The 14694-nt window shown below is 57.7% G+C and carries 13 protein-coding genes; 6 read left to right on the top strand and 7 right to left on the bottom strand.

The genetic code is table 11. The annotated features are described in order from the left end of the window. Positions 1–43: 43 nt before the first annotated feature. Positions 44–1093: an A/G-specific adenine glycosylase gene (locus tag RBB63_RS19850; protein ID WP_309386889.1), complete on the bottom strand. Its 1050-nt coding sequence runs from the start codon at positions 1091–1093 to the stop codon at positions 44–46. Positions 1094–1110: 17 nt separating this feature from the next. After that, entirely contained in the window at positions 1111–1806 is a 696-nt protein-coding gene (locus RBB63_RS19845) for an SDR family oxidoreductase (protein WP_309386887.1), read from the bottom strand. 92 nt (positions 1807–1898) lie between these two features. Here RBB63_RS19845 and RBB63_RS19840 point away from each other — a divergent pair, with 92 nt between their 5' ends. Together RBB63_RS19840 and RBB63_RS19835 are read left to right on the top strand one after the other, a co-directional pair. Beyond that, positions 1899–2678: an MBL fold metallo-hydrolase gene (locus RBB63_RS19840; protein ID WP_309386885.1), complete on the top strand. Its 780-nt coding sequence runs from the start codon at positions 1899–1901 to the stop codon at positions 2676–2678. Positions 2679–2876: 198 nt separating this feature from the next. Next, the gene (locus RBB63_RS19835) at positions 2877–5447 is read left to right on the top strand and encodes a DEAD/DEAH box helicase (RefSeq protein WP_309386884.1); all 2571 of its coding nucleotides are present in this window, start codon (positions 2877–2879) and stop codon (positions 5445–5447) included. 141 nt (positions 5448–5588) lie between these two features. Here RBB63_RS19835 and RBB63_RS19830 read toward each other — a convergent pair whose 3' ends face one another. Together RBB63_RS19830 and RBB63_RS19825 are read right to left on the bottom strand one after the other, a co-directional pair. Continuing rightward, positions 5589–5948, bottom strand: coding sequence for a hypothetical protein (locus RBB63_RS19830; RefSeq protein WP_309386883.1), 360 nt, complete (start codon positions 5946–5948; stop codon positions 5589–5591). Between the two features lie 335 nt (positions 5949–6283). Then, the gene (locus RBB63_RS19825) at positions 6284–6994 is read right to left on the bottom strand and encodes a TVP38/TMEM64 family protein (protein ID WP_309386882.1); all 711 of its coding nucleotides are present in this window, start codon (positions 6992–6994) and stop codon (positions 6284–6286) included. Between the two features lie 145 nt (positions 6995–7139). Here RBB63_RS19825 and RBB63_RS19820 point away from each other — a divergent pair, with 145 nt between their 5' ends. Both RBB63_RS19820 and sthA read left to right on the top strand, forming a co-directional pair. Beyond that, positions 7140–7334 (top strand): hypothetical protein, encoded by a 195-nt coding sequence (locus RBB63_RS19820; RefSeq protein WP_309386880.1) that lies wholly within the window; start codon positions 7140–7142, stop codon positions 7332–7334. 152 nt (positions 7335–7486) lie between these two features. After that, the gene (gene sthA / locus RBB63_RS19815; protein WP_309386878.1) at positions 7487–8902 is read left to right on the top strand and encodes a Si-specific NAD(P)(+) transhydrogenase; all 1416 of its coding nucleotides are present in this window, start codon (positions 7487–7489) and stop codon (positions 8900–8902) included. A gap of 8 nt (positions 8903–8910) precedes the next feature. On the opposite strand, the gene RBB63_RS19810 is transcribed toward sthA, so the two are convergent. The 3 genes from RBB63_RS19810 to RBB63_RS19800 form a co-directional block, all read right to left on the bottom strand. After that, complete coding sequence (locus RBB63_RS19810; protein WP_309386876.1) at positions 8911–9477, bottom strand: rhodanese-like domain-containing protein; 567 nt, start codon at positions 9475–9477, stop codon at positions 8911–8913. Between the two features lie 98 nt (positions 9478–9575). Beyond that, entirely contained in the window at positions 9576–10232 is a 657-nt protein-coding gene (locus RBB63_RS19805; protein WP_309386875.1) for a DNA-binding transcriptional response regulator, read from the bottom strand. A gap of 163 nt (positions 10233–10395) precedes the next feature. Then, entirely contained in the window at positions 10396–11688 is a 1293-nt protein-coding gene (locus tag RBB63_RS19800; RefSeq protein ID WP_309386873.1) for a serine hydrolase domain-containing protein, read from the bottom strand. 237 nt (positions 11689–11925) lie between these two features. Here RBB63_RS19800 and RBB63_RS19795 point away from each other — a divergent pair, with 237 nt between their 5' ends. Next, entirely contained in the window at positions 11926–13113 is a 1188-nt protein-coding gene (locus RBB63_RS19795; RefSeq protein ID WP_309386872.1) for a hypothetical protein, read from the top strand. A 73-nt stretch (positions 13114–13186) separates the two neighbouring features. Then, a complete protein-coding gene (locus tag RBB63_RS19790) occupies positions 13187–14572 on the top strand; it encodes a sigma-54 interaction domain-containing protein (protein ID WP_309386871.1) in 1386 nt (461 codons plus the stop codon). Positions 14573–14694: the final 122 nt, after the last annotated feature.

Below are 14694 nucleotides of genomic sequence, written 5' to 3'. Positions count from 1 at the left end.
TGCCGTCCGAGAATCGTGCGTCAATGTAAAGCGGTCGCGAAGTTCAGCTGGCGTGCTTCTTGAGCAATTCTGCGAGCCATTTGCGGTGAGGACCGGTGAGCGTGATGTCATCTAACTCGTCCAGCGGCTGCCAGAACAAGGTTGCTTCGGAGCCGACGAGCTTTTCCAGAGTGGTTGACCAATCTACGTGCAAAAAACGTTCTTCGATGCGTTCGTTGGCGATGCCGCGTCGGCGGGTCATGAGCAGCTCGGCGGGGTAGGAAACGCCGATCATGTCGGCTGGCGGCAGTTCGCACATGCCGGCTAGGCGGCGTGCGTTACTGGGAATCTGGTGCAGCAGCAGGCACTCGTCGTGGACCAGGAATACCCGATCGATGCGGCGCTGGATGACCTGCTTTTTGGCAATGCGCGGTAGTTGTGCGGGGTCGGCTTCACGATAGCTGGAGCAGAATTTGCGCACTGGGCAAAGCAGGCATTGCGGGTTGGCTTTCGTGCAGAGCGTGGCGCCCAGCTCCATCATCGCCTGATTGTGGTCGCCGGCATGGGTAGCGTGGGCGATGAGTAAATCCGCCAGCGTAGTGAAGGATTTCACGGCGCGACCGCCGTCGGGAAATTCGCGTTGGTCATTGGTCAAGCGCGCAAGAATGCGGACCACGTTGCCGTCGACGACGGCGCTTTTTTCGCCAAAGGTGATGCTGGCGATCGCCGCCGCCGTGTAGGGGCCGACGCCCGGGTAGGCGCGCCATTGCTCTGCGGTTTGGGGCTTGGGATCGGCGGCGACCCACTGTTGGGCGAGTTTGTGCAGGTTGCGTGCGCGTGAGTAATAGCCGAGGCCTTCCCAGAGTTTGACGACGGTGGCTTCGCTTGCCTGGGCCAGCGCCTCGAAATCCGGCAACCGCTCCATCCACCGGGCAAAGTAGGGCAGGGCGGTCGCAATCTGCGTTTGCTGGCACATGAGCTCAGACACCACGGTGCGGTAGAGCGAGGATTGCTCACGCCAGGGCAGCGGGCGGTAGTTTTCGCGATACCAAGCGAGCAGTGAGGCGTCAAAAGCCTCGGCCTCATTGGGCAATGTTGGCGGCGATGCAGGCATGCGGTGTAGTGGAAATTCTAGTAACCCTCCATGCGGAGAGATTGGCCGTTGTGCTCGGGGCCGAGGTTGAGCAGGAATGGCGCCGCGACTTTCACCCAGCGTTCGGGAGACGCCTCCAATTGCGAACGTTCGCCGTAGTGACCGCGCAGTAAATCGGTGTCGATCACGCCTGGTTGGACGGGAACGCAGGCCATCGTGTCTGGCATCTCCAGAGCTAGGGCGCGCATGATGCCTTCCAAGGCGTGCTTGGTGGCGCAGTAGGGCGCGACTTTGGGGTAGCCGCGATGTCCGGCGCCCGAGCTGAAGGCCGTGATCACGCCCGAGCCACGCGCTTTCATGGCCGGGACAAAGGCGCGCAGGGTGTGGACGACGCCCATAACGTTGAGACTCAGCATTTCCTCCCAGTGTTCGACCGGGATTTCTGCGAAGTCTCCATGGCGATTGATCATGCCGGCGTTGGCGATCAGCAAATCCGGCGCGCCATGGCGAGCGATCAAGTCATCCGCCCAGGCTTCGACTGGCTGGGCTTGGGTCACGTCGACCACGGAGAAATCTTCCGCTGGGCCGTGCACGTCCTGCATTTCAGCAATGAGCGCGGCATTGGTCCCGCATCCCGCGAGCTTGTGCCCCTCTGCTCGATAGGCGTCCATCAGCGCGCGCCCCAGGCCGCGGGTGCAGCCGGTAATGACGATAAAGCGCGAATCCTCTCCCATGCTTCGAAGGTTAGTCGCGCGGTGAAGGCTGAGTCAATCTTGGCGAAATTTGCTTTGCGAAAATTGCCGTCATCGGGCTTAAATCCCTGGCGATGGAGGTGATTTTTTTAGGAACGGGCACATCGCAGGGGGTGCCCATGATTGCTCATGACAGCGAGGGGTGCGATTTAACGAATCCCAAAAACTGGCGTACCCGCAGCAGCATCCACGTTGTAATGGACGGCTATCATGTGCAGGTCGACGCTGCGCCAGAGTTTCGCCTGCAATGCATTCGCAATCAGATCGAGTGGATCGACACGTTCATTTTAACGCATCCGCATGCCGATCACGTGCAGGGGATGGACGATTTGCGCCGCTTTTGCGATTTGCTGGGCGGCGTGGCGCTGCCCGTTTACAGCACGACGATTGGCCTGGCGCGCATCAAACAGATTTACCCATACGCCATTGGCGAGACGCCCGCCAGCAAGGGCTACGCCGCGTTCCGTCTGGACGAGATGCCTTCCGTGCTCGAAACGCCAGGTGGCACGGTCTCCAGCACACTGTTGCCGCATGGCGGTTTGCAGTCGCTGGGGCTGGTGTTCGAGGAGAAATCATCGGGCAAGAAGTTCGCCTATTACAACGACTGCCGGGAAGTCCCCCCCGCAGCGCGTGAGCTGGCCGCTGGGGCGGATTTGGTGGTGCTCGACGGCCTGCGCCCCAAGGAGCACCCTACCCACATGAGCACGCCGCAGGCGATGCAAGTCGCGGTGGAAATGGGAGCGCCGCAGTCCTACCTGACGCATTTCACATTCCACATCGACCACGAGACCTGGGCCGCTAAAATGCCCGAAAGAGTCGACCTGGCCTACGACGGGCTGCGGGTGACCTTGTAAATGGGCGTGCGCCTATCCTGCCTATTGGCAGATACTTAGCAAAGCGCCAAAAGGCGAAAAGAAGACCTGATTTCCCTTGCCGCGCGGAAAATGGGCCTATACGCTCACCGGTTATCTATACTTATTTTGCTCCCTGATTGGTCACATTGTTCGTATACCCTGCTGGATTTTGTGCCCATCGGTCCTCGCTACGCTTAGATGAATCATCGCATTTCACAGCGCGTTTATTCAGACGCAGCGCTCGACAATTGGTTGTCGCGCTTGCTGGATGCGTGGGAGCAGCAATTTGATTCAGAGGCCATTGAGGAAGGCCGCCGCCTCTATCGTCGGGGCAGTATCCGCCAGGTCGAGCTCAGCGCTGATGACGCGATTGTCCACCTGCGCCTGGAGCAGGGGGAGGATGTCTACGTCGTGCTGGATTGGGAAAACGACAAACTGCAGACTCGCTCGTCCATCGAAGATAAATTTCAACGCGCAATCCTTGCAGTGGCTGCGCTTTACGAAATCGAGGAGTTGGTCGCCGAGGAAGCTGGCGCGCTCCCCCCGGAGTTGAAACCGAGCAAAAAGGACGCCGAGCCAGACGATGCGGAAGCGCCCGCAGACCCAAAAACCGTCTCCGAAAAGCCGGAGAAAAAAGCCAAGGCTCAGCCGACTGCACCCAAGCCGACTCGTCGGCTGGTGCTCAAGTTTTCGGCTATCGACAGCGGGCTCGCCATGCTCGCCGTGTGGCGCGAAAAGAATTGCCCGGACATCCGCGCTCTGGGGCCGCAAGCGCCCAGCGCGGACATGGCGACGGCTGAAGAGCGGGAGGATTTAATCCGCCTGGCCAGCGGCGCGCGCCGTGATGGTTTCCGCTACCAGTCGGGTTCCGCGCGCTACGAGCTTCAGCAGCTCGACCGCTTGCCCGGCTTTGTGCGCAGCGATCTGCCGAAATGGAAGCAGCATTTCTCCGTGGAAATCGACCCCGATGTCGAATTCCTCGCCGAAGGCGTGCGCGAGGTCGATGTCGCCGTGGAAATCGATGAAACGCTCGCGGGCGGCGACCTCGATATCAACTGGAAGCTCACGCTCGGCTCTTCCCGGTTGACGGATAAGGAACGCCGCCGTCTGCTGCGCAAGATCGACGAGGGGCTGGTTCTCTTACCGGGCCGCGGCCTGGTCCGCCTCAACCGCGAGCAGGCCAAGGCAATTGCCGAAACCGGCGATAGCATGGCTGTTATTTCGGGCCGCGCGCCGCGTTACCTGCTGTTTTCGTTTTTCGCGCAGGAGGCTGTGAAGCTGGATCTTTCGCCTGAGCTCGAAGCCTGGCGCAACCAACTTTTCCACCCGGACCCAGGCGTCAATGGCGCGCCGGAATTTCTCCGCACCTACCAGCAACACGGCGTGCATTGGCTGCAGCACTTGTTTGGCTGCGGTTGCCACGGGCTTCTGGCCGACGAGATGGGTCTTGGCAAAACGCTCCAGGTGCTCAGCCTGCTCAGCATTCGCCCGGTCGCCGACAAACCAAGCCTCATTGTTTGCCCGGCTAGCGTGGTGCCCGTCTGGCAGCAAGAGGTGCAACGCTTTTTCCCGCACATGCGGACAGAGGCGCTTGGCAAAGGGCAAAGCTTTCAAAGCCACACTGAGACGGACATTCTCTGGCTGGCCAGCTACACGCAACTGCGTCGCCACCGTTCGCAATTGGACGAAATGGAGTTCGGCTACGTGGTGCTCGATGAGGCGCAGTTCATTAAAAACCCGGACGCCAAATCGACTCAGGCCTGCCTCGCGCTTAAGGCTGACCACCGTCTGGCGCTGACGGGCACGCCGCTGGAAAACCGCTTCCTCGACGTGTGGACCATTTTCCGCTTCCTGATGCCCGGCCTGCTGGGGATGCGCCGCCGCTTCGAAGACTCGATCAACGACGAGGGGCCCGTGGCCATGGAGCGGATTCGCACACAGCTCGCGCCGTTCATCCTCCGCCGCACGAAAAAGGAAGTCGCCAAGGAATTGCCGGACAAGGTCGAGTTCGATCTCGTTTGCCCGCTAACCGACCTTCAGCGCTCCGAATACCTGCGCATTTCCACTGAGGGCGTCAGCCGCTTTGGCGATAATTTACCCGCAGGCATGCGTGAAAACGCCATGGGCTTGCTGACCTTGCTCACGCGTTTGCGGCAGACCTGCTGCGACCCGGGTCTGTTGCCGTGGATGTCCAGCGATGCGAGCCAGAGCGGTAAGCTGAACATGCTGCGCGACCGCCTGCGCGAGATCGTCGCCAGCGGGCACAAAGCCGTGGTCTTCAGTCAGTTTGTGTCGCTGCTGGACCGTGCCCGAGACGTGCTCAAAGAAGAATTTCCAGATGTCCCGATTTACGAACTGAGCGGCAAAACGCTCGACCGCCAAAAGCCCGTTTCTGAGTTCCAGAAGCAGAAAGGGGCGGGGATCTTTTTGGTCAGCCTGCGTGCAGGGGGCTCCGGGATTACGCTGCATGCGGCGGATTACGTGTTCCTGCTCGACCCGTGGTGGAACCCCGCCGTGGAGGCCCAGGCAATCGACCGCGTCCACCGCATCGGCCAAAAGCGCGTGGTGTTCGTCTACCGCATGATCACCTCAGGCACTGTCGAGCAGCGCATCCAGCGGCTCAAGGCGGAGAAGCGTGAGTTGTTCGAGCAAGCCGTGGGCGGCGCTTCGACCGGCGACGATTTCACCAGCTACTTCCGGTCGTTGTCCGACCTCACCGAGCTGTTGGACGAGGGTTCGCCTGCCCGCCCAGAGCTGGCCCCGGCTTAGGCTGTCCGCTCGGAGCAGTTCCCGGCAAGCATCCGCTAAGAGCTGGCGTCCTGCCAAGCACGGTGAGGCAGCGCTCCGGCTAAAGCCGGGACTCCAACCCACTCCGATCGATGAAATAGACCTCGCAGAAAATGCTCTAAATCACATCAATATCTTTGCCTCCTGGATCACGATGACAGAATGGTTGTTGATCAAGGCGCTGACGGACTCGGGACTGCTCTCGAGGTTGTAGCGCATGGGCTCGTTTTCTCCGGTCAGCTCAATGACCCAAATACGCGCCGGGTTGGACAGGGCGTGCAGTCCGCCCGCCTTGGCGATGGCCTCTTCCAGCGTCGGTTGGTGGTCAAAGATCAGTAGGCTCGGACTGTGGAGGATATCAGTTTTCGCGCCGTAGACATTGATGTGAAACGTCTTGGCGGCGGATGCGGGCTTAAATGCGTAGGCAAACCCTGTTAGGAGGACCAGCAGCGCTGGTATGGCGATCAATAGCTTTTTCATCATTCTCATCCCTCATGGTGACGAAATTCACTTAAATGGATTCGCTTCCAGCACATTGTCAAATGCGCCCTCCGGTTCGGGTGAGGCGGCTGTGTTTTCCGGAGCGTCAGGCAGGTCTTTGGTCAAGCTTGAGCGCATCCCCGTAGCACAGGGGGGACGCCTGCGTTGTTTCAGTCAGATTGAGTCGGGGCACAGGCGGGACGCCTATGCTACTTTAACCGCGCACCCACTCGTAACTTTTCCCATCTTACTCACCTTAAGTACTTTACACCACTCTCCCCCGCTCGGCCTCGGCGGAGAAGGTGGCTTGGAAAACTGGAGCTACGCGCAATACCCGCTTAATCTTTTTCCGTTTGCTTGCTGAGCATCTCAGCTTCCGCCTGTTGCAGGATTTTCCTCGCCCGGTGGCCAATGTAGCCCGCAATCGCAATCGCGGCGGCGAGTCCGGCGTAGACCGCAAGGTCTTTCAGGTTGAAATGGTGCTTGGGGTGAGACGCCGTTTGCGCGAAGTGAATCGCGGCATAGCCCAGATACATCGAGGCGAATGAGACCGGGATAATGCCAGTGGTTGCGAGGACAAATTGCCGGAAGCGCATCTTACTGACGCCCATCAGGTAGCTGATTGGCGAGGCGGGGACGGGCGCCATGCGGATCAGGAACAGCAGGTGTGCGCCTTGTGATTCAATGGCGTGGTTGATGGCCTGCATTTTGGGCTTATTGTGCATCCAGCGCTCCACCTTGCGCCGCAGCAGGTGGCGGGAAAGCATGAAAATGAGGCTCTGGCTGAGCATGGTGGCGATTACCAGGTACAGCGCCCCCCACCACAGACCGAAAATCATGCCAGCGGCAATGAACAAGACGTCCATTGGAAAACAAAAAAGCGTGAGTAGGACGACCAGGAGGATGTAAAACACCGGCGCCCAGACGCCCTGGGCCTCGATCCAGCGCTCGGCCTCCGGCAGATGCGGGGCAATCTTATCCAGCAGCAGGATAATCGCGAGCAGGACCGCAATAGCCGTCAATATCCGCACCATCGAAGTGCGTGTCATCTGTTTTTCTGAGGAATTTTCCTGCATGCTTGATCCGTTATATCCCTAGAGGGCGCCAATCTGTAAAAAAAGAAGAAACTTTTGCCTCCACATAAAGTCGTAATTGAAATCACACGTTTTCATCCCTATACCTGCTTCTTTAATCATGGGACTCATCTTCGAAGTCAAGCAACGCAAGGACGGTGAATTCACCGCGACTTGTCATTTTGAAAATATCTACACCACTGGTGTGGACCTGAAAGACCTGCACACTAATATCAACTCGGCGGTTGATGAACGTTTTCTGGGTCGTGAACGGCCAGGCGCCCGCGATATTCATTTGCTGGTTTCTCAAGAGTAATCATCGCTGATCGGACTCCACGGATTTTTCGATAGGGCAGCCGGTGGTTGCCCTGTTTTGTTGTGGTGAGGCTAGTCAGACTGAAAAAAATCTTAATCTGACGCACGTTGCGCTTTCCTTGTCCGCGGGTTGTGCTATACGGTTTGGGAGCCATGAAGCACTATGATTTGATTGTGATCGGTTCGGGCCCCGCTGGGGAGAAAGCTGCGGTGAAAGCCGCCTACCACGGCAAGAGCGTTGCGGTGGTCGAAAAGGAGTCCATGCTGGGAGGGGCCGGCACGAATACCGGCACTTTGCCTTCCAAGACCCTGAAGGAGACTGCTTTATATTACTCCGGCCGCAATGAAACCGGCCTATGGGGCGTCGATAAGGAGCTCAAGCACGCCGCCAACGCGGAGGATTTCTTTTTCCGCAAAAATGAAGTGCAGGACTCGCAGGAGCTTGGCATTGAGAAAAACTTCCTCCTCCACAACATCGAGGTCTATAAGGGCAAAGGCACGGTTGTGACGCCCAATCGCGTGCAGGTCGTCGGTGTGGACGACGCGTTGATCGAAGCCGACTTTATCCTGATCGCCACGGGCTCCTATCCGTTTCACCCTCCTGGCATCCCCTTTGACGGGAAGTATGTCCACGACTCGGACACGATCCTGAACATCAAAGGCATCCCCAAGTCCATGGTCATTGTCGGCGCCGGTGTGATCGGTTGCGAATATGCGACGATTTTTGGCATCATGGGGGTTAAGGTGAAGCTGGTAAACAGCCATCCGGACATCCTGACCTTCCTGGATCCGGAGATTCGCGGCCTGCTGATCGAGAGCATGAAGTCGGACAACATCGAGTTCATTTTCAATCAACGCATCGACGAAGTGACGATTCTGCCCGAAGAGCACGAGTTTAATGTCCACGCCAAGTTGTCGGATGGCGATCCGATTCAGGCGGACATGTTCCTCTACGCCGCCGGTCGCTCCGGTCAATCTGCTGGTCTCGGCTTGGAAGACGTCGGCGTGGAGATTGGCCAGCGCGGCAACATCGTGGTCGACAAGGAATACCGCAGCGTCGTGCCCAGCATCTTTGCCGTTGGCGACGTGATTGGTTTCCCGGCGCTCGCGAGCACTGGCATGGACCAGGGGCGCATCGCGGTGTCGCACATGTTTGGTTTTGGCGACCAGGTGACGCTCACAGAGCACTTCCCCTATGGCATTTACACGATACCAGAAGTCAGCGTTTACGGCTTAACTGAGGAAGAGGCCAAGACCAAGGGCATCGACACAATTGTTGGCCATGCGCGCTATGTAGACATGCCGCGCGGCAAGATCATGGGCGTGAAGCGAGGCTTGCTGAAGCTGGTCATCGAAAAGGAAAGCCAGGTCATTCTGGGCGTGCACATTTTTGGTAAGATCGCCACGGAGCTCATTCACTACGGTATGGCGCTGGTGGATAACAAGGCGACGATCGAAGTGGTCATCAACCGTGTCTACAACATGCCAACCCTGCATGAACTCTACAAATACGCAGGTTACAATGCATTGATCGAGGGGCACTACCTGGAGGCTCCAGCCGGTCATTAGGCTGGGATTTACTTTGCCTCCAACACTTCCTGCCCCGCAAAGGGCAGGGCGGTGTTGTGCACATCCAGCAGCGGACCCAACTCGTAAATGTTTGCGTAACCATACGCCCGTAGGGAGGCCTGCGTATGCAGGTTAAGCGAGGCGCGGACGGACTTGGTCGGCAGTGAAGACGGGCTGTTCAGGAAGTTGTTGTTGCAGTAAATGAGGATCTTCGTGTCTTTGCTGGGAAGGACGGTTTGGAGCGTGTCTGCGGTAAACTCAGTGAGTGGCAAATTGACGGCCCCTTGCACGTGGCGCAGTTGATACATTGCAGCGCTCCGGGCGTCCAGCAGCACGTATTCGCCGGATTGCATCGCGGTGAGGAACTGCGCTTCGGTCAATCGCTTACCCTCGCGGTCTTCCTGGGATTCGTTGACGAGCTGCACGAATCCGGGCGAATCGATGAACTGGTTGGGGATGGGATTGGCGGGAGCGCCGCTCAGGAGTGGATTCTTGAGAAACGCAGTCTGGGCCAAGCCAGAAACGGTAAGCAGATAGATTGCTGCGGCAGCGGGTGGAATGAATTGTAGGTTCATGCCGCCAGGTTAGCAGTTTTCCCCACCGGAGTTGTCAGGGATTTGTCAGCTTTTGGTAAGGCTATCCTACACGCCGTTCCAATGTAGTCTTCGCTCTCTCAGTCTTTGCGCGAAAGCTTGCTGAAAATGACTGAAGTGAGGCCTTTTCGCTTGGGTGGTGGTGAGGAGTCAATGCCCGCTGCGGCAAGCAGCCCTGCGGTCTGGGAACGCTTGGGCGGCGGGCTGGGGGGGGGCGGTTCTGGCTCTTGGTAGACTGGTTTTGCGGGGGGGGGCGTCTCTGCTTTGGGCGCGGTTTTGGGCTCAAGCATCGGCGGAGTCGGCTTTTTCTTAGCCGATGGCGGAGAGGGCGGGCGCAAGGGGGGAGTGTCCGACTTCTTCTTAAAGGGTGGCTTGGTGGTGATCATGTAGTGCTCGCGCAACTTTTTGATGACCTGACGATACAGCAGTGGCTTGGTGAAATAGGGAATTTGGGCCAACCTCAGCGTTTCCTCATCTGCCGGCGTCAAGCAACCCGATACCACCGCCAGTTTGATGCGTGGGTAGAGCTGCTTGACTTCCATCATGAAGTCGATTCCCCGACCATCCGGCAGGCGGTGGTCGGCCATGATCAGGTGGATGGACTGCCAGTTCTCCTCTACGATTGCGCGGGCCTCGGCCAAGTCGAAGGCTGGGTACACAGCATGGCCCAGATTGCGCAATTGCTCGACGCCGATTGCGCTTAACTCGACTTCGTCTTCGAGGAAAAGAATGTTCATTTTTGTCTAGCAGCCAGTATTTCTACTGGAATTCCCAGTGCATGGTGAGTGGTTGAACGCTGGGAAATGAAGTGGTTACCTAATCGGCCCAGAGGCTACCGTAGCAGCAATCTGCAAGCCAGTTCAAAATAAGAAGCGTCACTTTTTACAAATTATTAAGGGCTTATTGTGCTGTGGCTTCGCTGGCGATGGCGGGTGTTTTGGCTGATTGTCTGGAGTCTTTGAGGACTTCGGCCATGCCCAGGGAGACGGCTTGGAGCAGCCGCTCCGCATCCTCGTCGCCGGCATTGGTGAAGACAATGAAGCCAGTCCGATAGGCTGGAAAAATGCCGATTGCTGCAGATTGGTCCCCATACTGGCTTTGGGCCATAATGATCTCAGTTTCAAGGTGGTAGCGCCGGGTCCAGCCCAAGCCACGGTGGTCAGAATTTTGCACTTGGGCCGGTTGCCAGCGCTCACGCACGCTAATCGGTGAGGCGATGCGCTCTCCGTTGGGCGCAACTCCTTGACTGAGTTCAGTTTGGAGCCAGCGAGCTGCGTCGTGCAGTGAAATCTTCAGGCCGTTGAAAGGAGCGAGTGGGTTGCGTTCCGGTTCCTCGGCATAGGCTGGGTTGTAGCTGAAATCGGCGGGTGTGTGTCCCGAGGCGTAGTTGCCGCTCTCTTTGGCTTTTTTGGGCGAAAAAGTGGCGCGCTCCAGGCCCAGTGGCAGGAACAGCTTTTCAGTCACGACGTCGATGTAGTTGCTGTAAAGTCCGCGCTTCTGGTTGCCGATTGCCATCGCCACGAGGTATCCGCCGACCGTTGCGCTGGTCTTACTGCGGCGAAAATGCTCATCTGGCTGCGACATGACCGGGGCCTGGCCGAGCAAGGCAAAAACATCCTCGGGTTGGGCCCATTGCGGGTCCAAGATTTTATCGCTGTATGACGGGGCGCCCGCAGTCATCGCGAGCAAGTCCCGGATGCGGCATTTCTGCTGCGCCTGCGGTTCAGTCATCCGAAAGAGCGGGCTGACTGTGACTGCTCGCCGGTCAAAAATGGGGTTATCCGGCCGGTCGGTGGTCGCGGCAAGCAGGCTGGTAAACGCCAGCGTCGCTTCGCCGAGATTGAACAGCGTGTCGCCGTTGATTTCGGCTTCTTCGCGCACGTTGCGCTTGCCGGCGCAGACTTCGTAAATCAAGCCATCGGATTGGACGATCCCGATGGCGGCGCCCGGCAATTGGTAGTCGCTGATGAGTTCCAGCCAGTATCTGGCAATGTTGTCCAGGGCGAGAGGCGAGATCGTGGGCTGCTCGGCATTGGCTGGCAGGATGCGGACGGGGGCCCGGTCTTCCTGGTCGATCAAGTGCTTCAACGGGTATTCATCATGAGTCCAGATTGGCTCCTTTGCCACGGCGCTGGCCAGCGCCATCATAGTGATGACGTAGCAGGCGAGTCGGTGGAAAAGAATGGTTCTCATGCGGAAGTTGAGCGATATAACCACGATCACTCAAAAAAGCAAGTGGGGTGTCGGAGCTTCGGTTGGTTGTATGAGACAGCGAAACTGCGGGTTTGGCCGAGATTTTTGAAGTATTTATGATTAATTCAGTCGATTCTGGCACAGAACAGGTTTGCATCCAACCAAATCCGGGATTGTGCTACGGTTGTTACGTCAATTTTACTCTTAAACTTTAACCTGCAATTTTCTGATAAATCGATGCTGATCCGAACCCCTTTGTTCGTATTTTTGGCGTTGTTTGCGCTGACCTCCTCCGTTCGCTTAGCTGCTCAATTGATCGCCTATGAAGGTTTTGAGTACCCGGTGATGAAACAGTCCCCCGCCTTGTGGCCGGTGACCAATAAAGCTCCCGATGGCGCGCCTCTCAAATACTTAGCGGAATTTGACACGCACGCTTCGCGATCCCCTTACGCCTACAATATCCAGATTGTCAAAGGCAGCATCCCCAGCCAGGGGTCTGCGTTTCCCTTTAAAACCAAAGGCAACGCCCTGAGCTGGGCGCGTGAATGGCTGGACGCCTATGGCACCATCGAAACGAATTTCCAGTTTGATACCGCCAATGACCGCCCGCCGATTTACGTGAGCTTTCTGGTGCGCGCCAACAAGAGCAAAACGCCGGTGCGCCAGCTTTCCTTTGCCTTTAGTAATGGCAGTAGCCACCGCCTGCAGTTTGGGGTGGACGATACGTCATCCTCGGGCAAACCACGTTTTTTCGCCTGCGCCGCGAGCCCACAACCCACTCGCGAATACAGCTCCAAGGAATTCAATGAAGACACGACCTACTTCGTCGTTGGCAAAATCACCACGAACACCAATCGTCCAGACCGCGTGCAGGTTGAAGTGTTTGCCCCCGGAGACTCGGTTCCCGATTCGGACAGGAGCATTAGCTGGGATGTCGATGTCTCTGAATGGACTGATTTTCTCGTAACCGATTGTGCATTCTCGCTCTATGGGGGCGACACCGGCAACGTGTTGTTTGACGAACTGCGCATTGGCTCAAGCTGGGAGGCGGTTGCTGTGGCGCCCGTAACTGAGGCGCCTGCGACAGCTGACGCCGACCAGGGCGGCGCCAGTGGGGTGGATGTTGCCGCCGGAGACGCCGAGGCGTCGGCTGATGAAAAAGCGGAGTCTTCGCCGATCGTATTAGTCATGATCGGTCTGGGAATTGTGGCTTTCTTCATTGGTGGAATTGGCTTCTACCTCTTTGTGCTCAAGCCCAGTAAAGAAAAGGGGCCGGCCAAACCGAAGTCGGCGCCTAAGCCCGTTGCGAAACCGTCCTCGGCCAATGCAGACGAAGCAAAACCTGCGGCGGAGAAACCGGCGGAAGCAGGCGGCAAGCGCACCAAGCCGCGGCATCCGAAAAAGCCGCCGCCCCCGCCCAAATAATTTGGCCTTTGCTTTCCGACCATTGCTTGCCAGTCTGAAAGCTTAGGCGATTCAAGCTCTCTCGCAGCGCGACATGCGGTTATCCGTTTTATCATCCGACGAAATTCCCGTCAGCTTGTTGCAGCATTTGCAGGCTCTAGGCTATCATTTGCAGTTGGAGCCGTTTGAGCGCATTCGCGCCTTGGATAATTCATCGCTTGACCTGGTGCACATCGTTTCCTGTGAGGAATTTAGCAACGACGACTGGCCGGAAAATCGCGTGAAGCTTGCCCGGGCAAGTCGCTTTTACTTAGTCTATGGGGAGGGCTTAAACACGCGGCAGATTGTTGACGCCGTGCGTGATGGCGCTCATGACGTGGTCGACCTCCTGGAATCACGCGAGCGCTGGAAGCAGGCCTTGGAGTCAGCCTCGCAGGCCCAGGAACTCTGGTGGCAGCTATATGGCGCGCAGGGAGAGGTTGTGGACCGCAAAATGTTGGGCCGTTCGCCATCCATGCAGGGCTTGCGCGACTCGATTCAACGGATTGGTCCAACCGACGCCACGGTCTTGATCATGGGGGAGTCGGGCACTGGTAAGGAGCTGGTGGCGGAGTCGATACACGAGGCTTCGGGCCGCTCGCCGTTCGTTACGGTGAACTGTGCGGCGATCCCGGCAGAGCTGATGGAGAGTGAATTGTTTGGCGCTGAAAAGGGCGCTTTCACGGGAGCTGTTCGCAATAAGCCTGGCTTGGTTGAAGAAGCGGCGGGTGGCACCTTGTTCCTCGATGAAATCGGCGAGCTTGGCCTCACGCTGCAGCCGAAGTTGCTGCGTTTTCTGGAAACCCGTCGGGCGCGTCGAGTCGGCAGTACGAAGGAATATGTTTCCGAAGTGCGCGTTGTTTCGGCGACCAACCGCGATTTACGGGCCGAGTCGCAGAAGGGCGAGTTCCGGCTCGACCTCTATTACCGCCTCTCAGAAGTCGTGCTGAATCCAGCGCCGCTGCGGAATCGCCCGGAGGACATTCCGGATTTATCACGTTTGTTTTTGGAAAATGCGGCAGTGCGCCTAGGCAAGAATTTCGAATCCCTTGAGCCGGAGTTAATCTTCCGCATGCAGGGCTACGATTGGCCGGGCAACGTCCGTGAGCTACGGCAAACCATCGAGCGCATGGCGATCTACTACGATGGCCCCGTCATGCGCAGCACTTGGTGGAACAAGCCGACGCCACCCGAGCAAAAAGCGGCTTCGCAGACGCAAACGCCCTTTGTCAACGTGAGCCGCGAGCGAAAGAATTCGGCGGACCCATTTCGCGAGTCATCGCATAATCCATTTCCGCGCCGTGCGCTCAATAAGCGGGAGAAATTCGAATACGCTAAGCGCTTGCTCGAAGAGAGTGGGGGGGACCTGTCCTGGACTGCGTCCCAGTTGGGCATTCATCCCACCACGCTCTACCGCTGGCGCAAGGAAGGCAAAGTCTAATTAAAGCGGCAAATGCTCTAGAGCGCTTTTCATCTAGATTGGCCGGTCAGGTGGGTTAGAGATTGGATGCAGCGCAAGGCGGCTTTGATTGAGCGGGCTGGAAGCCCGTGATTGAAATGCCA

Origin of the sequence: Cerasicoccus frondis, assembly GCA_031296915.1 — a bacterium.
GTDB lineage: Bacteria > Verrucomicrobiota > Verrucomicrobiia > Opitutales > Cerasicoccaceae > Cerasicoccus > Cerasicoccus frondis.
The sequence above is the reverse complement of the archived record's forward strand: the minus strand, read 5'-3'. Positions and strand labels throughout refer to the sequence as shown.